15 protein-coding genes are annotated in these 23,037 nt (G+C 44.7%); 13 read left to right on the forward strand and 2 right to left on the reverse strand.

Annotated elements, in window-relative coordinates:
* Window positions 1-25: 25 nt before the first annotated feature.
* Window positions 26-2,986, reverse strand: a complete 2,961-nt coding sequence (locus tag ACXIT9_RS10315) for a DNA polymerase III subunit alpha (protein WP_458056147.1) — start codon at window positions 2,984-2,986, stop codon at window positions 26-28.
* 180 nt (window positions 2,987-3,166) lie between these two features.
* On the opposite strand from ACXIT9_RS10315, the gene ACXIT9_RS10320 reads away from it, so the two are divergent.
* From ACXIT9_RS10320 to ACXIT9_RS10345, 6 genes are all read left to right on the forward strand, one after another.
* Window positions 3,167-4,027, forward strand: coding sequence for an ABC transporter ATP-binding protein (locus ACXIT9_RS10320; protein WP_458056148.1), 861 nt, complete (start codon window positions 3,167-3,169; stop codon window positions 4,025-4,027).
* A complete protein-coding gene (locus ACXIT9_RS10325) occupies window positions 4,024-4,875 on the forward strand; it encodes a hypothetical protein (protein WP_458056149.1) in 852 nt (283 codons plus the stop codon). Before ACXIT9_RS10320 ends, ACXIT9_RS10325 begins: the two co-directional genes overlap by 4 nt.
* Window positions 4,872-5,246 carry a GntR family transcriptional regulator gene (locus ACXIT9_RS10330; RefSeq protein ID WP_458056150.1) on the forward strand — a complete coding sequence of 125 codons (375 nt, stop codon included), beginning with the start codon at window positions 4,872-4,874 and terminating at the stop codon, window positions 5,244-5,246. Before ACXIT9_RS10325 ends, ACXIT9_RS10330 begins: the two co-directional genes overlap by 4 nt.
* Complete coding sequence (locus tag ACXIT9_RS10335) at window positions 5,233-6,087, forward strand: hypothetical protein (RefSeq protein ID WP_458056151.1); 855 nt, start codon at window positions 5,233-5,235, stop codon at window positions 6,085-6,087. The genes ACXIT9_RS10330 and ACXIT9_RS10335 overlap by 14 nt, the downstream gene beginning before the upstream one ends.
* Window positions 6,088-6,510: 423 nt before the next feature.
* Window positions 6,511-9,606 (forward strand): SusC/RagA family TonB-linked outer membrane protein, encoded by a 3,096-nt coding sequence (locus ACXIT9_RS10340; protein ID WP_458056152.1) that lies wholly within the window; start codon window positions 6,511-6,513, stop codon window positions 9,604-9,606.
* Between the two features lie 20 nt (window positions 9,607-9,626).
* Window positions 9,627-11,162: a RagB/SusD family nutrient uptake outer membrane protein gene (locus tag ACXIT9_RS10345; RefSeq protein WP_458056153.1), complete on the forward strand. Its 1,536-nt coding sequence runs from the start codon at window positions 9,627-9,629 to the stop codon at window positions 11,160-11,162.
* 320 nt (window positions 11,163-11,482) lie between these two features.
* Here the strand turns inward: ACXIT9_RS10345 and dinB are convergent, their stop codons facing one another.
* Complete coding sequence (gene dinB / locus ACXIT9_RS10350; protein WP_458056154.1) at window positions 11,483-12,673, reverse strand: DNA polymerase IV; 1,191 nt, start codon at window positions 12,671-12,673, stop codon at window positions 11,483-11,485.
* A gap of 244 nt (window positions 12,674-12,917) precedes the next feature.
* On the opposite strand from dinB, the gene ACXIT9_RS10355 reads away from it, so the two are divergent.
* The 7 genes from ACXIT9_RS10355 (at window position 12,918) to ACXIT9_RS10385 (ending at window position 22,655) form a co-directional block, all read left to right on the forward strand.
* Entirely contained in the window at window positions 12,918-13,613 is a 696-nt protein-coding gene (locus ACXIT9_RS10355) for an XRE family transcriptional regulator (RefSeq protein ID WP_458056155.1), read from the forward strand.
* A gap of 62 nt (window positions 13,614-13,675) precedes the next feature.
* The gene (locus ACXIT9_RS10360; RefSeq protein WP_458056156.1) at window positions 13,676-14,158 is read left to right on the forward strand and encodes a methylated-DNA--[protein]-cysteine S-methyltransferase; all 483 of its coding nucleotides are present in this window, start codon (window positions 13,676-13,678) and stop codon (window positions 14,156-14,158) included.
* Window positions 14,159-14,837: 679 nt separating this feature from the next.
* The gene (locus ACXIT9_RS10365) at window positions 14,838-17,900 is read left to right on the forward strand and encodes a SusC/RagA family TonB-linked outer membrane protein (RefSeq protein ID WP_458056157.1); all 3,063 of its coding nucleotides are present in this window, start codon (window positions 14,838-14,840) and stop codon (window positions 17,898-17,900) included.
* A gap of 65 nt (window positions 17,901-17,965) precedes the next feature.
* Window positions 17,966-19,441, forward strand: a complete 1,476-nt coding sequence (locus ACXIT9_RS10370; protein ID WP_458056158.1) for a RagB/SusD family nutrient uptake outer membrane protein — start codon at window positions 17,966-17,968, stop codon at window positions 19,439-19,441.
* A gap of 9 nt (window positions 19,442-19,450) precedes the next feature.
* Window positions 19,451-19,939 carry a DUF4843 domain-containing protein gene (locus ACXIT9_RS10375; protein ID WP_458056159.1) on the forward strand — a complete coding sequence of 163 codons (489 nt, stop codon included), beginning with the start codon at window positions 19,451-19,453 and terminating at the stop codon, window positions 19,937-19,939.
* Between the two features lie 152 nt (window positions 19,940-20,091).
* Window positions 20,092-20,727 carry a 7-carboxy-7-deazaguanine synthase QueE gene (locus ACXIT9_RS10380; protein ID WP_458056160.1) on the forward strand — a complete coding sequence of 212 codons (636 nt, stop codon included), beginning with the start codon at window positions 20,092-20,094 and terminating at the stop codon, window positions 20,725-20,727.
* Between the two features lie 2 nt (window positions 20,728-20,729).
* The gene (locus tag ACXIT9_RS10385) at window positions 20,730-22,655 is read left to right on the forward strand and encodes an OmpA family protein (RefSeq protein WP_458056161.1); all 1,926 of its coding nucleotides are present in this window, start codon (window positions 20,730-20,732) and stop codon (window positions 22,653-22,655) included.
* The last annotated feature ends 382 nt before the right edge of the window (window positions 22,656-23,037 follow it).

The raw sequence follows: 23,037 nt of genomic DNA on the forward strand, positions 1-23,037 counted from the left end.
GCAGCAGTTCATGAAATGCAAGGGGTTAAGTTGTCCGCTGCTTGTAGCTTAATCGTTTGAGACTATTTACTTCTATGGTGTAAAACCCAAACTCCTCGCTGACACGACCTTTGAGGAGGTAAAGACCCTTACCGCGAAAGGGGTATGGATTTTTTTTATCAGGAAAATGAACCGTATCCACCCAGTTGCCCTCTTGATCTAAGAAGGTGCCGAAATGCATACGATCTCCTTTTATCGTTCGTGTGGGTTTTACTGTCACTAAGTAGCCGACTATGGAAATCCACTTGCCCGTATGTAAAGGCAAGTCCTTCGCCATACAAGTACCAGCAGGCAGTGCTTCCACTAAATGAAAAGGGCTGTCCAGCGGAAACTCTAAAATTTCGAGTTGATCGTGAATATTCTCCCAATCCTCCGAGGCACTTAAGGGGGGGAGGTCCTCTAAACGAAAGGGTTTTACCTCCGTCTGGAAGAGCCCCACACTATTTTCTGCTGCCAGTGCACGCTGCTGTAGCTCCTGATGGCGGGCATGTGCGATCCATAGCAGCTGCGCCTTCGTCTGGCCGGTAAACCGAAAAGCATCGATTCGAATTAAAATTTTAAGTTGCTCGATCCCTAATGGAACTCGGAGCATAAATTCCTCTAAACCTTTAAATGGACCATTTGCGCGTGCGCGCAAAAGAAGATCCGTGCTCCTCTTTTCGAAGTGCTTCAAATGAATGAAGCCTAACACCACGCGTTTACCCTGAATGTGGGTCAAGTAGCGGCTTTCATTCACATCGGGGGCCTCTATTTCAGCCCCTTGCATGCGGAGTTCGTGCAGATAAAACTCAGTGGAGTAAAATCCCCCAAAGTTATTGATGACGGCCACCATAAACTCTAAAGGATAGTAGGCTTTTAAAAAAAGACTTTGGTAGCTTTCCACCGCGAAGGAGGCTGAGTGTCCTTTCGCAAAAGAGTATCCCGCAAAACTTTCAATCTGATGCCATACCTGCTCGGTGATTTCCTTTTCTCGTCCCAGGCGCTCACAATTCGAGAAAAAGGCGTCTTTTACGCGCTGAAACTCCTCCTTCGAGCGTGATTTTCCGCTCATACCTCTCCTGAGGATATCCGCTTCGCCTAGGCTGAGCTCAGCGAAATAATGGGCCACTTTGATCACGTCCTCCTGGTACACCATAATACCATAGGTGTCTGGCATAATGGACTCCATCACAGGATGTGCTTCTTTTCGTTTTTCTACGTCTAAGTGTCGCAAAATATAGGTGCGCATCATCCCCGATCTCGCCACTCCTGGGCGAATAATGGAGCTGGCTGCCACTAATTCTAAATACGTCTGGGCTTTCATCTTCGACAGAAGCATGCGCATGGCAGGGGACTCTACGTAAAAGGCCCCCATCGTTTTTCCACTGCGCAGTAAGGCCTTAATCTTTTCGTCTTTTTTAAAGCGTTCTACCTGTCGGATGTCCACTTCCACCCCCTGATTTTCGTGGATGAGCTCCAGCGCAGTTTTGATATGCCCCAAGCCCCGCTGACTGAGGATATCAAATTTATGCAGACCGATCGCCTCTGCTACATGCATATCAAAATGCGTAATCGGAAAGCCTTTCGGAGGTATGGAGGTGGCTGTATAATAGTGTATAGGCTTTTCTGAAATCAATACGCCCCCTGCATGAATGCTGAGATGACTCGGAACATCGATCAGGCGCTGACCATAGCGCTTAATCAGCTGCCCGTACTGATCCAGCGGATGCTTGGGCCCACCCTTGGCTAAAAGTTGCTCGATTTCACTGTTCGGTAAGCCGAAGACCTTTCCCAGCTCTCGCGTCACTGCTTGATACTGAAAGGTGCTGTGTGCACTGAGAAGGGCTACATGTGCTCGATCTCCATTTTTATACGTGTCGAAAATATAACGAATAACATCGTCGCGATCCTTCCAAGAAAAATCGATATCGAAATCCGGCGGACTGTCCCGATATAAGTTGATAAATCGCTCGAAGTATAGGTCAAGTGCGATCGGGTCCACGTCTGTGATGTACAGACAGTAGGCGACGATGCTGTTCGCACCACTTCCTCTTCCCACATGGAAATAACCCTTTCGATGTGCATACTGCACGATGTCATAGTTGATTAAAAAGTAAGACACGAAGTCTTTTTGCTGGATCAGTAACAGTTCTTTTTCGATACGATCGAAAATCTCCTGACTTAGCATCGGGTAGCGGCTGACGGCTCCGCGCAGCGTCTCGGTGCGTAAATAGTCGAAGTCCTCCCAAGAAGAGCCTCTAACGTTCCGTTTATTTTTTACTGCGTGAAAGTAAAACGAAAACTGACATTGCTCCAGTAGTTTACGTGCTGCGGTAATAAGGTAGCTATGTCCTTCACACTGTGCCGCTAGTTCCGCGTAGGTATAAAAGCGATCCTCCGGCTGCCCTTGTTCACTAAGTGGTAGTTTGCTGAGCAGGCTATTCCGGTCGATCGCGCGTAAGAGGCGGTGGGTGTTGAAGGAAATGTTATCCTGAAAGCTTACCGGCTGCCAAAGTACTAGTTTTTCGACCGGATAGCGTCTCCGAAGTGTGTACAGTTGGCGAATTTCATGTAAGCGGACTCCTATAAACTCTTCTTCTCGAAGCGAATCAGGCGCTGCATGAAGTGGATACACGATAAGGGCATGGGAGAAAGTAGGAGCCCGCTGGGGAAATGGGCCTCCGGCCGCTAAAACCTCTGTCAGGTGCTTATTTAACTCATAAAGCCCCTCCTGATTTTTCGCCAGGCCGATGTAGCGGGGACGGGTACCCTCGCGGAAGTCAATACCCACAACCGCATGTACATTATGCCGCTGGGCCTGCTGAATGAAAGGAAAAATGCCCGCTGTACTGTTGATATCCGTAAGTGCGATCGCATCTGCACGCACTCGCAAGGCCTCTGCGATTAGAGTTTCGATGCTCATCGTCCCATACTTGAAACTATAATAACTGTGGCAGTTGATAAACATGGTGTAAATTATATAGACAAAAATAAGTCTATTTTATAAACAAAACAAGCTTTTTTTCTTCCATTTACTTGAAAATTCCGCTACTTCTCTTTGCTGAGAAAAAAATGGAAAAAAAACGTCTGAAAATTTGGAAGTTCAATACTGGCATAGGATATTAGTGTCATAATTAACTATGACACTATGCAACAATCCTCTTTTACTGAAGCTCCGCATATCGACATACAAGATATGGACTTTACCTATGGCGGCAGGGTACGCCTTTTCGATGCCCTTCGGTGGCGTTTGGAGCGCGGCAGTATCACAGGGCTATTAGGAAAAAATGGTGCCGGGAAAAGTACTTTCCTGCGCCTAGTGGCAGGTCTGCTACAGCCTCATGGAGGCGCGATTTATCAGGCAGGCGCACGTCCTGGCGACCGTAGCCTTGCCTTGCTCCAAAGCCAGTTTTTGGTTCCCGATGCCTTTGAATTTCCTGCGCGTTCGCGCGTGAGCAGCTATGTGAAAGCTTGGTCAGCATTTTATCCTGCATTTTCCTTTGAAAAATTCGAGCAGATCCTCAGTGATTTTCAGACCAGCAGTGCGCGCCGTTTCGGAGAGATGTCTTTTGGGCAGCAAAAAAAGGTACACATCGCCTTTGCGCTAGCCACTAACTGTCCACTTTTACTGATGGATGAACCCACGAATGGGCTGGATATCCCCTCCAAAAGTTATTTTCGGAAGATTTTAGGTCGATTTCTAGCCGACGAGCAGTCGGTCATTATCAGTACGCATCAAGTGAAAGATGTGGAGAACCTCATCGATAGGATCGCGGTGCTGGAAGGGGGCAAGATGATTTATGACCAGACCCTGGACACGATCACCCAGCAGTACAGCATGGGGCTGAGCACAAGCCTACCCGAAGATGCGCTGTACCATGAATTGATGGGCGGTGGTTACCAGTTTTTGCGCCAGCGGCGCGAAGGAGAGACCCAAACCCCCATGCAGCTAGAACTTTTTTTTAATGCCATTTTATCTGGAAAAATAACCCACCCGAACGAGTTATGAGCACAGGAACTACTTTGCAGCGGTTTTTCGCGCTGCTACGCTTTGATATCAGTAGAAATACGCGTGCCTATATGGTGCTGCTACCGGGTTTTGTGCTTTTGCTCTGCATGCTACAGCTTTTGTTCTGGTTCGGAGAGTCAGATTTTAACCCTGTCAGTGCAGCCTTTGCTGGCAAAACGTTACAAGGGACGCTTTACTTACCTACTTACATAATCGGGCTTATCGGATTAGTGCTTTTCGTGACCTCGAACAGCTTTAGTTATCTGCATAAGAAGGACTTGGCCATCCAGCATATTCTGCTTCCCGCGACACGACAGGAAAAGTTTTTCTATGAGCTATTCATTCGGGTGATCGCGGTAGTGGTCCTGTACCATTTGGCTTTTCCGCTGATCGCTATGCTGGCGCATGCCGTATACTTGACCCTCTCTTTACTCTTTTTCGGATCTGGTGGTGCGACTCCCGAGACGATTTGGCAGGCTTTTCCGACTCAGGGGCCTGAAAATGAAAAATCCGAATATGCATTTTTACTAACATCGGCTGTTTTCAGTCTCTTACTGCTACCCGTTTCTGCTCTTTTTTTAGGCGGGTTGTATTTCAAAAAATTGAACTGGCTGATCACGTATTTGATCTTACAGCTAGGCGTTATCGTGATTGGGCTAGCGATCGGTCTACTTGCCTCGAGGCTTCCAGGTTTTCCCTATAATGTGTTTGTGGCCACGAATTATCCAAATAGTTTTCTAGACGGGAGTATCCCTTGGCTGCTGCAGGTAAGCTGGCTGTATGCGGTGCTCGCGAATCCGGTACTTTGGGCGGTGGCCTATTTAAAATATAAGGAGAAAGAGGTATGATGAAATTTGCAGAGCATAAAAATATATTCCTTCAGATCGGCGATTGGGTTTGTGAGAAAATTTTGCTGGAGGAGTGGCCCGTAGAGGAGAAGCTACCTTCGGTTCGGGAGCTGGCCGGTGAGATGGAGGTGAACCGGAATACAGTGATGCGTGCCTATGCCATGCTGGAAGAGGAGGGGATTTTAGATAACAAGCGGGGGATCGGATTCTTCGTTTCGCCTACGGCAAAGTCTCGGATACAGGAGAAGAAGAAAGCGGACTTTTACCGAGACGAGCTCCCTCCTTTTCTTCGGCAGGTGCGGCTCCTCGGGTTAAAATCCGCTGATTTAACAGAACTTTTACATGTAATAAAAGAAAATGAAAACAAGTAGCAAGCTATTATTCGGTTTTATAGGGTCTTACCTTTTGTTTGTGGTCGGAATGCTGCTGTTCGGAAGCATGCGTTCGCAGGCTTATTATGAGGAGTTTAATGACCGTATACTTCTCGAAGGGAGGGATGGTTCGGTTTCAGGGGCTCTTTTCGGGAACTTCGTCGGGCAGCAAGTTTCCTTTCGCAGTACGTACGCGCTGGAGCCGCATCATACCGTCTGCCTCTTCGGTCTAGAGTCGGTAAATGTGGAGCTGAAATCGGAGTTAGAGGCTTCCATGGAGCTTTCGTATACCATAGAAAACATGCGCAGGCTTGAACAGAACAAGATGAGTCAAGGCTATATCGAGCGGTATTATTCGGGCGATACCTTATACATAGGCGTAGCAGAAGGCATGGATCGCCTTACGATGGAGCTCACCTTGCCCGTGGGTGCTCAGCTCGTCTTCCGGCAGGTGCAAAAGGCTACGCTGGAGCTTCCAGGCGCAGGTGAGGCATTTATTCGTGTGGAGGGGAGTCGGGTGGCGCTAGCAGCGAAGGACGAACCTTTAGCTTATTTAGAGGTGGAGGCGCTATCGAGTACGCTCTTGCTTCCTGATGTAAGACATCTTTCCGCTCGTCTGGTAGATGCCTATGTGGTGGAGCGAGGTCCGGGTATAGAAGAGATGCTGGCAGGGGTGGATTTAGCAGGTGAGCGCCCGCTGGGCAAAGGGGGATTTTTATCCCAACTTGAGCTCGAGCTTGATGAAGTTTCGCGGCTTTATGTCACGGGCTCCTCCGCGAAACAGATTCCGTTAAGGGAGGGGGAGAATACTCAGGTAATGATTGGGCGAATTCCGGAATAGGCAAATAAAAAACGGTTTTATGACGAGTGGTAAAAAGGGGCGCAAGCCCCTTTTTCTGCTTTACGCGTTGCTTGTTTTCAAATAAGTACAAAATTTTGTTTTGAACCTATTATTTCGTTCATATCAAAAGAATATTCTAAATTAGAGTCATGTTAGGCTCGGTATCTATTTTTTACAGCGCATGTTAAATTTATGTTAAAATGTGTTAAGATTCTTTGAAGTATCTTTTAGTCCAAATAAGATTTTGATTTCTGCCTCATTATCTCCTTTAACATGCTTTTATTTGTTACTATTTTAGTCCGATGGGATTGAAGAATAATATAGAAGTATTTGATTCGCTTTAAGCTAGGTCGGATTTTTCTTTTGTGAGAAAAACATTTTATAATTGTATTAGATTATGTGTTTAACAATCTAAAAAATGGTATGAAGAAAGTTTTATTGTTAATGTTTGTCGGGCTCCTGGCGATGGATTTCGCTTGGGCGCAGAGCAGGACGGTGACCGGTAGGGTGACCTCTGCGGACGAACCGGATGGAATTCCGGGAGTAAACGTACGCGTGAAAGGGACTTCCTCCGGTACGATCACAGATTTAGATGGTGGGTACACGATAACGGTATCTGAAGATGCGACGACGCTCGTATTTAGTTTCGTAGGCTATGATAGTAAGGAAGTTGCTATCGGCAACCAGTCTACGATAGATGTATTACTTGCTCCAGATGTAAAGACATTGAGTGAGGTGGTAGTGGTTGGTTATGGTACCCAGGAGAGAAGGGATTTGACGGGTTCTGTCGCCAGTATCAGCAGTGCTCCGATTGAAAATCTCGTAACACCCTCTTTCGATCAGCAGTTAGCCGGTCGTGCAGCAGGTGTACAGATTACGAATCCGGGTGGTGTGATCGGGCAAGCTCCAGTTATTCGTATTCGTGGGGTCAACTCGATTACATCGGATGCGCAGCCTCTTCTGGTAATAGACGGTGTTCCTATTGTGAATGCGGATCGTGCGGCTAACTTCGCAAGTAATCCGCTGGCGCAGATTAATCCTGCCGATATCGAGTCTTTCGAGGTGTTAAAGGATGGTTCTGCTACTGCGATCTTCGGTTCCCGTGCTGCGAACGGTGTTATCTTGATTACGACCAAAAAAGGACAGACAGGAAAAGCACAAGTTGATTACAATGTAAGCGTCGGTTTTAATGAGGAGATCAACCGTTTTGATCTTTTAAATGGTGATCAGTTCGTCGAAATCGCGAATGAAACCAGAAGAAATGCCGGTTTATCGGAGTTAGCCCGTCCGGGTGTTAATACCGACTGGCAAGATCATATTTTTAGAAGAGGTTTTGTGCAGCAGCACAATTTATCTGTTAGAGGAGGTTCTGAAGCGACAAAATATTTCTTCTCTGTGGGTTTTACCGAGCAGGAAGGTGCCTTACAGGCTAATGATCTAAGCAGATATACCTTTAGAGGAAATGTAGATCATGATATTAATAAAAGAGTTAGAATCGGTACAAGCTTGAATTTCTCTTATACAGAGATAAACTCACTTAATAATGGAGAGAACTCGCTTTCAGGAGTTACTTTAAATGCCACACGTGCATTTCCAAATGTGCCGATTTTTGATCCTGAAAACATCGCTTTTGATGGCTTTAATGTCGCTCCAGGAGGTGCTTCCTTGGGTTCAGGTAACAACTTAGGGGTAATCGATAATAACCTGCCAAATATCGCTTTTGCTTTACAAAATAACCGTTTCAGAGGTAGAACTGCACGTGTTTTAGGCTCTGTTTACGGGGAGTGGGACATTACGCAGGATTTAACCTTTAGAACCCAGTTTGGTGCGGATTTGACTTTCGCAGATGAGTTCCTTTCTTGGGACCCTCGTCATGGCGATGGCCGTGGTAATGGCGGTTTAATTTCGCAAGGATTCCTACCGGTAACCCGCTGGAATCAGCAGAATACATTAAACTATCAGCGTATATTCGGTGATAATCACAATTTTAACGCGACGATCGGTACAGAGTATCAGTATACGAATTTTTATAACTTCTCTGCTACAGGTACACAGATCGCGGATCGTTTCTTTCAGCAGGATAACTTAGTGACAGGTTCTGCGGGTATACAGCAGTTCGCCGGCGGTATGTCCGAGCAGGGGTTTGATTCCTATTTTGCTCGTGTAAACTATAACTATGCGGGACGTTATTTATTCTCTGCATCCGTACGAAATGATGGTATTTCCGCACTTCCTATGGCAAATCGTAGAGGTACTTTCGCGGGGGGTTCCATTGGATGGAGAATTTCAGATGAATCATTTTTCAATGTAAATGGCATCGACGACTTTAAGGTACGTGTATCTTACGCTGAAGTAGGAAATACTGAAATTGGTTTCTTCCCTTTTGTAGGTGGTTTTTCTGCAGCGCTTTCTGGGCTAGGAGCGGGGATTGGCTTTAGCCAAATCGCTAACAATAACCTACAGTGGGAAACTTCACAGAAGTTTAATGCGGGTATCGATATGACCATCAACAATAACATTACTGTTGGGGTAGATTATTTCCGTAATAACATTCAGGACCTTGTTCTCTCTCGCGTGACACCATCATCAGTAGGTGTGCCGGGTAATGCGATCTTCGAAAATGTGGGAGCTATGGTGAATCAGGGTATCGAGTTAACTGTTCGTGCGGATGTAATTCGAAATGCGCGTTTTTCTTGGACTACTGACTTTAACTTCACTTGGTTGAGAAATGAAGTAACCAACCTTGTAGACCCTATCGTTTCTGCCTTTAACATTACTGAGGTTGGAGGTCCTATAGCACAGCTTTATGGATTCCAGTGGGCAGGCGTTAACCCAGCGAATGGTAATCCGATTTACATGAGAGGAGATGAGTCTCTTATCCAGTTCAATCTGCAGCAGGGGAATACAGGTTGGAGAACTTTTGACCCGAATAATCCAGCTGATATCAGTCAGGCTACTGGTGGCTTAGGTGGTAATGACCTAATGAATTTAGGAAATACGCTCCCTACATGGCAAGGTGGCTGGTCGAACAACTTTACGTATGGCAATTTCGATGCTGAGATTTTCTTCCGCTATTCTGGAGGTAATTTTATCATGAATGAGACGATGCGTGGACAGTTAGGCATGGGTTTCTCAAATAACAATGCGCTTATTTTAGATCGCTGGACTGAAAGTGGTCAGGTGACAGATGTTCCAAGATTATTCTCTGGACAGGATGCAAACATCTGGGCTACTGGAGCTGCGAACAGTCGTTTTGTAGAGCGCGGAGATTTCCTTCGTGTACAAAATATCGTCGTTGGTTATCGAGTGCCAGCTGCATTCCTGGATAATACGTTTAATGGAAATGTACGTTCTGCACGTTTCTTTGCACAGGTGCAAAATCCATTTATTCTGACGGCATATACAGGTTTAGATCCGGAGTTAAATACCTTCCCGGGTAACCAGTTACAGTTCGGTGTGGATTTTAATGCGGCGCCGATCATTAGAACGTGGTCTTTAGGTCTTAATGTAGGGTTTTAATTGAGGTGAGAAAAAGCAAGATGAAACGAACAAAATTAAATAGTATAGGTCTTTCTCTCTTAGTGGCGACTGGCCTGACGATAGGAGCCTGTGATGTGACCGATCAGACTCCAGTTACTTTAGTTCCTGAAGAGGAAGCTTTTGCGGATGCTGCCCGGGTTTTCGGAAACGTTCTGGGTGTTTACGACGCTGCGCAGCGAGGGTTTTTTCTAGGGGCTATTCAGCGAGGTTATCCTTTTGGGGCAGCCTCTATTCAGCAGGGTGATATGCGTGCTGGAGATATGTATAACGATCAGTTGTTTTATGAAATCACCTACATCGGTGCGCATACGCCGGCTACGGCAAATAATGCCGAGTTCTGGGTTTCTATTTACCGTTTAATCAACCGTGCGAATGTGGTATTAGCCGGTTTAGATCAGGCGCTCGAAAATGGAGTGATTACACAAGAGGAGTTTAATGGTTTCCGTGGCGAGTTGCTTGTGATTCGTGCGCATGCCCACTTTGAGTTGTTATTACATGTAAGCCGCCCCTATTCGTCGGATCCTCAGGCAATGGGGATACCTTACCGTGATTTTGCTGTTAATGTAGTAGAAGCTGTAGACGAGGCGATTCAGGTAGATCGTGGTACTGTGGCGGGTGTTTATGAGCGTGTACTGCAGGATTTAAATGAGGCTGAGCAGTTAGGTGGAGGGCCAGCTCCTTTACGGGTAAGTCCTGCTGCTGCGATTGCATTAAAATCTCGGGTGTTTTTACACCAAGAGGAGTGGGCTTCTGTTATCGAGGAGTATGAAAAGTTACAGGGAGACTTTAGCTTAGCCCCTACTCCTGAGGTTCCATTTACGAGCCCTAGAGCGAATACGGAAAGTATTTTCTCTTATAATAACACGCCAGAATCTAACCCTGGGGTAAATGGAGCATTAGCAGCGATGTATGGTAATCCGCAGCTTGGGGGTAGAGGACTTGTGAAGATTTCTCCTTTCTCTTGGAACTGGGATTTCTGGCATCCGGAAGATTCGCGTCGTACAGAATTAACCTCACAGGATGCAGCCGGAATTTACACGGCGAAGTACACAGGTTATATCGATCGCGATGATCCTGCGCCGATGTTCCGCTATGCAGAGGTGGTTTTAAATGCAGCGGAGGCACATGCGCGCTTAGGCAACTTAAACGAGGCTTTAGAGCTTTTAAATAGTGTGCGCGACCGTGCGCTTCCTGCTTCTGTGCCTTCGTACACATTAGCTGCTGTAGGTGGTGATGCTATGGGGCTTTTAGATCACATCTGGAAAGAGCGTCGCATTGAGTTCTTAGCAGAAGGTATCCGCTGGTATGATATTCACCGTTTGGCGGGAAGAGGGGACCTAGAGGGTATTCCTCCGAAGGCACCTTCTCGTGGTGTAACTTCTATAGCGTTCTATGATCCGAACAGCGAAGAGTTCCAAAACCTGGGTACAGATCATGCGCTTCCGTTTACAAGTGACTCCTTCTTATGGCCTATCCCGCTACAGGAAGTTGCGAATAACCCGGTACTTGCTGCACAGCAAAATCCAGGATTCTAATGAATAAGGCATATTTAATGCCAACAAAGGCCCGGTTTACCGGGCCTTTTTTACTTTCCAACGTGCTAAAAACTGAATTAGAAGGCTGGCCCTTCATCTAAGAAAATCAGGAACGATAGATTTAAGAGCAAGTGAAGTAGGGGTTGGGTTTATATCTAGTTCTTATAGACTTATTTTTTGGATACTGTTCTTTTTTTAAGAATAGTACCCCACATAGCTTAGCTATCCAATCAGACTTTTTTCTGAATAATACATGTTCTAAGTATTTTCGTTAGGATGGGAAAGGACTGCTGCAGATGGATTTTTGGTTGTTCGTGATATCAACTTACGGGTTTGCCAGTAAAAGGATTAAAGCGTTTTTTTTCCAGTCCCATGCTAATCGCACGGCACACGGTTTTGTCGCCGTACTTATAGTTTAACTTATCTAGGGCTTGATACAGTTGAATCTGCTTTTGACTGTCTTCGAATAACTTGATTTGATAGCTACCATACACTAAGCTGCTAAAGCGTACGCCGATGAGCCGGATAAGGAGGCGGCGGCTGTACAACTTATGCAATAGACTTTTCACGAGTGGAAGCAGGTTATGATCGGCAGCGGTATAGGCTACCCGATGCTGCATGCTGTGTGTTTCGAAGTCAGAGTAGCGTATTTTTATGCTTACACAGCCAGTCAGCTGTCCTTGTTTTCTGAGCTTTGCGGCAAGTTGCTCCGTCATCGCTACTAAGGTAGCTTCCAACTTGCGCACATCGATCGTATCCTGATCGAAGGTGCTTTCGGATGAGATGGACTTGGCCTCAGAGTAGGGGATGACAGGGTTCGGGTCTATGCCATTTGCTTTCTCCCATATCGCCTGCCCATTTTTGCCGAAGGTGGACACGAGAAGCTGCATGGGCATATGCTGAATGGTTTCTACCCGCTTTACGCCCATGGTATAGAGGGTTTGGGCAGTTTTTTCGCCTACCTGAGGTATTTTCCGTATGGAGAGGGGGGCCAGGAAGGGTTTTTCGGATCCTTTTGGAATGAGCAGTTCGTTATTCGGTTTCGCCTCTCCGGTAGCCACCTTGGAGACCGTTTTGTTTTCGGAGAGACCATGGGATACGGGGAGGCCTGTTTCTTTCATGATGCGCTTGCGAAGCTCATGAGCGAGTTTAAAGCAGCCGAAGAAGCGGTCCATGCCCGTCAGGTCTAGGTAAAATTCGTCTATGGAGGATTTTTCGAATAAGGGTACACTTTCTTTGAGAATATCGGTTACCTCGTGAGACTTTTGGCTATATTTTTCGAAGTCTCCTTTTACGATTATCGCCTCAGGGCAAAGCTGGCGGGCGAGCTTCATGGGCATGGCGGAGTGGATCCCAAATCTTCTGGCCTCATAGCTACAGGAAGCTACTACGCCCCGATCTCCCGATCCACCGATGAGAATGGGTTTTCCATTGAGGCGGCTATCGAGTAGGCGCTCTACGGACACGAAGAAAGTGTCCATATCCAAGTGTACAATCGCTCTTTTCTCCATTATGTTTATTTTATAAACAATTTTGAGTTAATAATTTAAGCAAAATTCATCTTCTTAGCAAGATGATGATGTTGTTTTGGCCAATTTTTTTCCGTGATTGTCAGCGCTTGTCAGGTTTTTTTTGCGTGGTTTTGGATATCTTTCTGTGTATGCTGTCTATTTTTGTGTGTGAAAGCAACAAAAAATGTTTATTTCTTTGTCTTTTTCCGGAAGGAAGTGTATATTCGTTTCCTAATTCGTGCATATGCAGCTTCATCAGAATATTAAGTTTTTGCGCAAGCGCAAAGGGGTTACGCAGGAGGCCATGGCGGCGGCAGTGGGAATTTCTCGCTCCAAGCTAGCCGGCTATGAGTTGAATGTAAACCCACCTTTAGATACGCTGGTTCAGTTAGCAGATTATTTAGGTGTTACGGTAGATGTTTTACTCCGTGAGCCCTTATCTGAGCTACCGGCGTATACTTTAAGTAGTTTATTGGAAACCGATCAGTATTTAAAGGGTAAAAATTTACGGATTTTAGCCACTACTGTAGATGCCCAGGGGAGAGAGCTGATCGAGGTGGTGTCTCAGAAGGCGAAAGCCAGTTATTTAGCTGGCTTTTCGGACCCGGTATATATAGAGGAGCTTCCTCGTTTTTCCATGCCCTTTTTACCAGATGACCAGAAGCATCGGGTTTTTCAGGTGGATGGGGACTCTATGCTCCCAATTCCAGACGGAGCTTGGGTAGTCTGTACCTATGTAGACGATTGGACGCAGCTAAAGGAGGGAGAAAAATATGTGGTGGTGACAGAGCAGGATGGTGTTACCTTGAAACTGGCGTACCGTGTAAAGGATCGGGAGGGTGTTTTGTTATTATGTTCCACGAATCCCATCTATCCGCCCTTTGAGGTTCGAATGGAGGAGGTCCGAGAACTTTGGCGTTATCGCTTGTTGATTCAGTAAGTATAGCGAAGTCTTTTTTATCCTTATTTTGAACTACTACTGGCTGATAGCGTTAAGGAAGTATGAAAGAGACGGCCGTAATGAGCACCCCCATAGGGAATGTGGAGGTGTGTGTAGAGCAAGGGTATGTGACCGGTCTTCGTTTTACGGATAAGGAAGAGTCTCAACACGATTTAGATGGCCTTTTAATGGATGTGCGTATTCAGTTAGGGCTCTATTTTCAGCGTAAATTATTGACTTTTGATGTTCCTGCAGCCTTCGGGGGAAGCCCTTACCAGCATAAGGTATGGCAGGAAGTGAATAAAATTCCTTTTGGTGAGACGAAGACGTATGCCGATATCGCTCAGATACTCGGTGAAACGCATCCCAGAGCAGTAGGAAGCGCCGTAGCGGCAAATCCGATTTTGATTTTGATGCCTTGCCACCGAGTGATTAGTGTGTCGGGGGATCTAACTGGCTATGCCGGGGGATTAGACCGAAAACGCTTGCTTTTAGATTTGGAAGCGAATGCCTCTGTGGGGAGACAAGCACACTTATTCGAGTAAAAGTGGAGAGCTTCGGTAAAAGACCTGCGATCAGTTTTGACCGTAGGTCTTTTTTGTTTACTGAATTTTTTGTTTTTATTTATATTATTTTTTGGCCTTTTTCCAGACTCTTTGTATTGTGGATCGGTATAAGGTCCTTATTATCGCTGACTGTATTTAATACAATTGTATAGAAATAGATTCTTATTTTCGATTTTTAAAATATTATTCCGAAAATATATATTTATCAGAATTAAAATTTGAACGACCCTATTTTGGATGCCTTTTTAGATTATTCATTTTGTAAAATTCGGGAGTTATTACTTTAAATTTTGTTTTTAGATCTTTTTTGGTATTGAATAGTTGGTTCGGGTTACAAGTTAACCCATATTGTTTACCCAAGGGGTTAAGTGCGGTAATTATTGAATTTAGAAAAATACTTCTTTTCATTAGAAATGTGTTAAAAATTGGCTTTTTGGCCGAAAAAAAATTTTTAATATATATTTTTGTTATCAAAAAAATTTAGTTTCAAGTAAATTGACAAAAACAGATAAAATTCGGTTTAAATCTTTCACACAGAATTTAGTTTTATTGTATATGCTTTAAAAGGATTCTAAATTCACAAAATGCAGCAACAAGCTTTCGGATAATAATATTTTTATATAAAATTGCTGAATAAAATTTAAACTAATTGATCAACATGAAGAAAGTTTTACTCATTGGAGTTGCACTCTTATTTTGTACGCTCACGGCGTGGGCGCAGAATAGGGTGGTGACCGGTGTAGTCATCTCCTCAGAGGATATGCTACCCATTCCAGGTGCTTCGGTTATCGTGAAAGGAACCTCTATCGGTACGGCTACTGATTTAGATGGTGCTTTTACGCTTAATGTACCTGAAGAGAATAATGTGTTACAGGTGTCCTTTATCGGCATGACCTCAAGGGAAGTAACCATTGGAAACCGTTCCAAGGTGGATATAACCTTAGATCCAGACGTGGAAACGATGGAAGAGGTAATCGTTACCGGTTACGGTGTACAGCGAAAGCGAGAAGTAACGGGTGCCGTGTCTTCGGTAAAAGGGGAATTAATCGAAAATCTACCGATGCAGTCCTTTGACCGTGCCTTACAGGGCCGTGCTGCGGGTGTTCAGGTACGTTCTGCTAATGGTCTACCTGGAGGTGCGGTAAATATCCGTATTCGTGGTGTCGGTTCTGTAACAGCCGGGAATGAGCCACTCTTTATCGTAGATGGCGTGCAGCTAAATAACCAAGATGACGCCTCCTTTACACAGGCTAACCCCCTTGCTTTCTTAAACAACAATGACATCGAATCTATCGAAATTCTCAAAGATGCTGCTTCCGCTGCGATTTACGGTTCGCAGGCAGCAAATGGTGTCGTTATTATCACTACGAAAAAAGGGAAAGCAGGTAAGGCACAGTTCGAATTTAATGCCTTTGTAGGGGAGACGCAGCCTATGCGCTATTTAGACGTCCTTACGGGCCCTGAGTGGTTTGATATGCGTCGTCAGGCTTGGATTAATTCCGGAAATGCAAATCCCGAAGCGAATACATTGAATGATATGGGTGTTCTTCCAGGCAACTGGCAAGAGTTATCGCGTGAACAACTGCAGCAAATCGGTGCAGATTTACCTACGTTCGACTGGCAGCGGGAATTAATGGGTAGAGGACAGCTTCAAAATTACGAGTTGAGCGTGAGAGGCGGCGATGACAAAACTACTTTTGCCTTATCTGGATCCTATAATTACCAAGAGTCTACATTTCGCCCTGTCGATTTCGAGCGTGGTACTTTCCGTGTATCGATTCAGCATAAAGCGAATGAGCGTTTATCTATAGAGACTAACATTAATCTTTCTACTGTACAACAGCAGACACCGTTTTCAGTGGGAGGGTCGCAATTAGGTAATCCAGCTTTCTCTTCCACTGCAATACTACCGCATAATCCGATTCGGAATCCAGACGGTTCTTTTAATGAAAATATTGGAGGGGTATTAGGACAAAATATTGCATTGGTAAATGCATTTAACTCTGGAGTGACGCGCACAAATACCGCATTTGGAACCGTAGCTGCTAACTACAAAATAGCCGATAATATTACTTTTCGTTCTTTTTACAGCATCGACTATCGGTTTATTCAAGGGGAAAGATTCTTAGATCCACGTACACCGGATGGGGAAGGAGTCGGTGGTCGTGCTACTGCGCAAACAGACTGGAGAACGCGTTATCAAACGACCCAGACGGTTAACTGGAACAAAACGTATGGTGGAGTTCACAATGTGTCGGCGCAGTTAGGATACGAATTTATTTCGGAAACCCGTGAAGGACTTTCAGGTGAAGGTATCGGTTTTCCTACTTTCCAATTTAGAACCATTCAGTCTGCTGCAACTCCTGAATTCGTGACAAGTTTTTGGACCGGATACAGACGTCAAGGATCTTTCGTGAATGCGCGCTATAATTATAGAGAGAAGTACCTCTTTACGGCTACTGCACGATTTGATGGTTCTTCTCGATTTGGAGCGAATACACAGTATGGTCTTTTCCCTTCTGTTCAAGCAGGCTGGAACTTAGACCGCGAAGGTTTCCTAGAGGGAAACGAGACGGTTTCTGCTTTAAAACTTCGTGCTTCTTGGGGTAGAGCTGGAAATGATCAAATCGGTAACTTTGCCGCTCGCGGCTTATTTGGTGGCGCTGGAAATTACTCTGGGCAAGCAGGTATCCGTCCTTCTAGTTTAGCCAATTTAGACCTCGGTTGGGAAACTAATGAAACGGTCAACCTAGGAATTGATTATGGATTCTTTGGTAATAGAGTGACAGGTTCTATTGATCTTTTTAATCAGAGGACACGTGATCTTTTACTGGATCAACCTATCCTATGGACGAATGGCTTTGGAAGTATCGCCGGAAACGTTGGGGAGCTTCGTAATAGAGGGATTGAGTTTGAAGTAAGTACGGTAAATGTAGATAGAGGTAATTTCTCTTGGAGATCTTCTTTCAACTTTACGATCATTCAAAATGAAATTGTTCGTCTCTTTGATGATTTACAGTTCCTTCCTTCTAACCCAGGGATAGCCGTAGGACAGCCTGTGGGTAATCCGGCTTTTCCTGGAGCCCCTGCACCTGGATCTTTCTTTGCGGCGGAATACATCGGTGTAAACCCAGCTACTGGTCGTCCGATGTGGTTAGATCGTTTTGGAAACAGAACTTATTTACCGATTGCTGATGACCGTGTTTATCTTGGGTCTAACCTAGCTCCTATTTTTGGTGGTTTAAATAATACTTTCACCTATAAAGGCTTCGAACTTACAGCCTTCTTTACCTATGAAATGGGTGCGGTGGTAACAGATGGCCAGTATACTTTTCTGCGTGAAAACGGTACACGTTTGACATTGAATGCACTTCGTAGTGTAAATGATCGCGCTTGGACTCAGCCAGGTGACTTGACGGATATCCCACGTAACATCACAGCAAATGGAGGACAAGAAATACGTTCTCAGGGTCGTAACTTCGGTAGTGCTACTTTACTGAATGCGGACTTCATCCGTTTGGCACAGTTAACGTTTGCTTACAACTTTAAGCCTTCCGCACTGAGAGGTATCGGACTAACACGTGCTCGTGTATTCGCTCAAGGTGTTAATCTCCTTACTATCGCTGACTTCCCTGGTTATGACCCAGAATTCGTAGGTGCTGGTACAGGGCAGCTTCCACTAACGCGTAATGTTACTTTAGGTGTTCAAATTGGATTCTAAAAAGAAGAAAAATGAAAATTAAGAATTGGATATATATAATAGGCGCTAGTGTTTTACTATCTGGTGTGCTTGTATCATGTAGTTTGGATGTAGATCCACGACAGTCGATAGACGCTGAAAACGCTTTGGATACTTCCGAAGGGGTCAATGCTGCCATTAATTCTGTTTATGCGCGCCTTCGCGCAGAAGCTAATTATGGACGGAATCTTCTAGCAGTAGCAGATGCCTTAGCGGATGTCGGAAGAACTACAAATAATTCGGGACGTTTTATTGGTGAAAATAATAACCAGCCCAATGCGCATTTTAATCATTGGCAAAACAGTTACTTTGCCATTAATGAAGCTAATATTCTTCTTGATAGAATAGCTGCTGGTAACATTCAAGGGGCAAATGAGGCTACCATTAATCGCTGGGAAGGTGAGCTCAAATTTTTGAGGGCACTGTATTATTTCGATTTAGTTAAGGCATATACCTACATGCCGACAGCCATCTACGCACCAGGAATAGTGGATGAAGGGGGTATACCGATGCCTTTAGAGGGCTCGATTTCCTCTGATGTGGCAGTAAATCGCTTCTCCCCACGTGCGACGATCGACGAAAACTACGACCAAATCATGTCGGATCTAAACGATGCTATCGAATTACTTACGCCTGCTGGTCGCGGTGTCCAGTTTGCCTCTGGTAATGCGGCACAAGCACTATTAGCGCGAGTAGCCCTCTACAGAGGAGATTATCAAACGGCTGTACAGGCAGCTACCGGTGCTTTAGCTGGACCTGTGGGCACAGTTTTAAATGCTACTAATTATGCTGCCGGATGGACTGTTTCTGTGCATCCTGAATCCGTGTTCGAAGTACGTTTCCAGTTGTCAGAAGAGGCCTTAGGGGTGAATGTTTCATTGCAATCTTCCTATACAGTTCTTCAAAGTCTGGATAACCGAAATGGTCAAGGTGGATGGGGAGACTTTATTCCGCAGCAAAAAATCTTAGATCTTTTCGGTCTAGAAGAGTTATTCTTGGGCGATCCTAGCGATCCTGATCAAGTGGCTAATAATAATCTTTATGATGTAACGCGGAATAACGATGTACGCGGGTTTCAATATACTACGGGCAATACGACACGAAATGCGGGTAGGAATATTGAAAATGTGAAATTTATTGCTAAAAATGATTTCCCTTTTGGCGATAACACTCCTGTGATTCGAAAGTCGGAGCTACACCTTATCCGTGCAGAAGCGAATTTCTTCTTAGGAAACACGACAGAGGCTTTACAAGAGCTAAATGACTTCAAGGCTTTAAGAGGTCTAGATCCGATGGAGCTGTCAGGTGATGCTATTTTAGAAGAGATTCTGCTAGAACGCTTGAAGGAGTTTGCGTTCGAGGGTCATCGTTTCTTTGATCTCAAGCGTTTAGGCAGAGATATCGATAAAACATATATAGGCCCTGCAAATAGTGTGGAATTTACAGATTTCCGTATTTTACCTCCGATCCCTCAGCGTGAAATCGATGGTAATCCGAATCTAAATCAAAATGTAGGCTACTAAACTGACAACATGAAAAAGCTAGTAATATATGTTATGGCACTTTTCCTTCTTGGGTTTAGTGCATGTATGGAACAAAATCGCCCGGTTTTTAGAGGTGCTGAGGTTGAATTTGATTTTGCGGTGTTAACCGCTCCCGTAGGTGGTCTTCCATTTCCACGACGTACTGTTGCGAATACAGTAGGTGAGACTGAGTTTCGCGTTAACTTCGTTTCTGCGCATCGTGCCGAAGATACTTTTGTAGATCTAGAGATCGACTCTGAGTTTACGACGGCAGTGGAGGGTGTCGACTTTACGCTTTCGGATACGCGTGTTCGTATTCCTGCTAATGAGAGTTTTGGTTTCGTTACGGTAGGGATCATTAATACGGGTGCTATCGGAGGCTCTGTAGATGTTACCTTAAAGCTAGTCGATACGGATGATATCATCGCTAGCCCTAATTTTCAGCGTGTACAGGTTCGGATTACCCGACCAGCACCTGAGACTGCTCCAGAGGATTAATTTGGCATACATTGTAATCGGTAAGGCATCTCTTCGGAGATGCCTTTTTTTATGAATAGGGCTAAAACTTTTTAAGTCTGTAATCTTGTTGTACTTTTGCAGGCCTATTTTATTCGAATGCGGTTCAATTACCCGCTTAATCAAAAATTTCTATGGAAACACATGCTCTTTCTTCACAGGTGCGGGCGGGATTGGCCCTACCTATTATGGAATCTTTTTATACCGTCCAAGGGGAGGGGACTTTCACTGGGCATGCAGCCTATTTTATTCGAGTAGGGGGCTGTGATGTAGGTTGTGTTTGGTGTGATGTGAAAGATTCTTGGGAAGCAGCTCGCTGGCCTGTCCAGTCCATAGCAGAAATAGTGCAAGGGGCCAGTGCCTATCCCGGCCGACTAGCCGTCATTACGGGAGGAGAACCTCTGCTGTATCCTTTAGGACCTTTAACCCATGCATTAAAAAAGGCGGGTTTTCAAGTGCATATCGAAACATCTGGGGCACATCCCTTTTCTGGGGACTTCGACTGGGTGGTATTTAGCCCGAAAAAGTTTAAGGCACCACACCCCAGTATCTATACCGTCGCAGATGAGCTGAAAGTGGTCATCAGTCATAAGAGTGATTTCGATTTTGCACAGCAGAATGCAGCAAAAATGGCTAAAAACGCTGTTTTTCGTTTACAGCCAGAATGGACGAAGTCAGCCAAATACCTAGGAAGTATCATTGATTTTATTAAATTACACCCTGAATGGCAAATTTCTTTGCAAACCCATAAGTTTATGGAAATCCCATAACCATGAAGAAACCCGCACTATCCTTTCTTTTTCTAATGCTTTTTTTCACGCTGCAGGCCCAAGATTTTAGCATCCGTGATAAACGAGCCATTAGTTATTATTTAGAGGCGGATAAGTTGGCCGCACGAAAAGTCTATGACGGTGCTCTTCATCACCTGGAACGTGCGATCGACAGGGAAAAAAACTTTTTAGAAGCATATGCCAAACAAGCAGAAATACTACTGCTCCGCTCTCGGCATGTGGAGGCTTTACAGCGCTTGGAGACTGGAGCGCGCCGATTTACGTTAAATGAACCTGACCAAGGGGTAGTGGATCGGTATATCTGGGCAAAATACCAAATAGCACTGGCCTTAGGAGGTTTCGACACCCTTCCTGCCTTTTTCGAACGCTATGCCAGTAACCTAGAAAGACATCTTCCACAGCTCGTATTCGAAAAAGAAGAGAAACGTATTGCATTCATTGCGGAGAATATGCATCAAGCGATCGTGGTGGATAAAGAACGACTCCCCGCTCCGATTAATAAATTCACCTTTCAATACTTTCCTGTGTTGACCGCCGATAGTAAACAGCTTATTTTCGTGAAGCGTGACGGCATGGATCATCGCCAAGATGAGGATATTTACACGAGCTTTTACAGAGAAGAAAGTAAGAGCTGGACAGAACCCTTTAATATATCTTCAAATATAAATTCTCGCTATAATGAAGGCACTAGCACCATTTCTGCAGACGGAACTATACTAATTTTTACCTCCTGTGATGCGCCAGATTCTCAAGGCTCCTGTGATCTCTATATTTCTTACCGAAAGGATGGGGAGTGGACGAAGGCCAAGAATATGGGAAAGGAAGTCAATAGCCGTTTTTGGGATTCCCAGCCCTCTCTATCCGCCGACGGTAGTATGCTTTTTTTTAGCTCTAATCGTCCTGGAGGCTATGGACAAAATGACATCTGGTATGCCGTGCGGGATCAGGAGGGAAATTGGGGCGAAGCCCAAAATGCTGGCCCTGTTATCAATACCGCAGGTAATGAAGTATCCCCCTTTATCTACTTCAATAATGAGCGCTTGTTTTTTTCTTCAGATGGGCATCTGGGCTTTGGAGGTTATGATCTTTTTAAAAGTGAGCTTATGGAGGGCGCTTTCATACAGCCGCAAAACATCGGCTACCCGATAAACGATCAGAATGATCAACTGTCTCTTTTTATCACCGCTCAATCAGATTACGCCTACTATACGGAGTCTTTAGTGGAAAACGAGGTGCAGCGCAGATCCTTTTTATACCGGTTCCGATTTCCCCAAGAGGCCATTTCTTTAGGTACACCTATCCATGTTGTTCGCGGACGCGTTTTTGACGAAGAATCTGGCCAGCCCATCGGCGCGCGTTTGTCACTCATTAACTTGAACCAAGATTCAGTCTTGTACACCTTCCAAGCGGACACGAAAACTGGGGAGTTCATGATGCTTTATCCGTCTAAGGAAATGACGGGGCTTTATGTGGAGAGTAAAGGGTATCTGCCCGGTATCTACAATCTTCAGAAAATCGATTTCTCTCAGTTGGTGAAAGAGAATATCGTATTAGTCCCCGTCGGATCAGGAAAATCTTTTGTGTTCGAAAATGTATTCTTTGATTTTGACCGATTTTCTTTAAAGGAAGCGTCGAAGACCTCTTTACGTAAGCTAGTTACATTTTTACAGGATAATCCTACCTTATCTATTACCATTACCGGGCACACAGATAATGTAGGGGCACCTGCCTATAATAAGGACCTTAGTTTGCGCAGAGCGCAAAGTGTTCGCGATTACCTCATCATGAGGGGTATCTCAGAATCCCGCCTGCAGGCGAAAGGAGTCGGCGATTCGGAGCCCATCCGTAGTAATGAAACTGCGGAGGGGAGGGCCTTTAATCGTAGAATCTCTATTTTAATAAATTAGGTAAAATGGCTAAATAGCCAAATAATCTTAAATTACCATTTTTTTGAATAAAGTACTTTTTCTATTAGTCTGGCTAGATAATTTTTTGTGTTAATCTGATTTTTCCTATCCTTTAAGGGTTGTTTATATAATTATTACAAGTATTTATTTAATCAAATCCCATGTTAAGGGTTTTTTGCTTTTAGTCTAGCGTATGTGTCTAAAAATTAATTTCAGGCCTGTATTTTTACAAAATCCATAAAAATCAAACATTATTGTGTTAAAGAATATAATTTTGTTTTTTAATGTTAAAATTCTTTAAATGGTCTCGGTTTCCGCTTATTACTTCGATTATTAGAATAATAATTGATGAATGGTCTTAAAACAGAATTTAAGGTGGGTT

The organism is Nitritalea sp., from assembly GCF_054166705.1.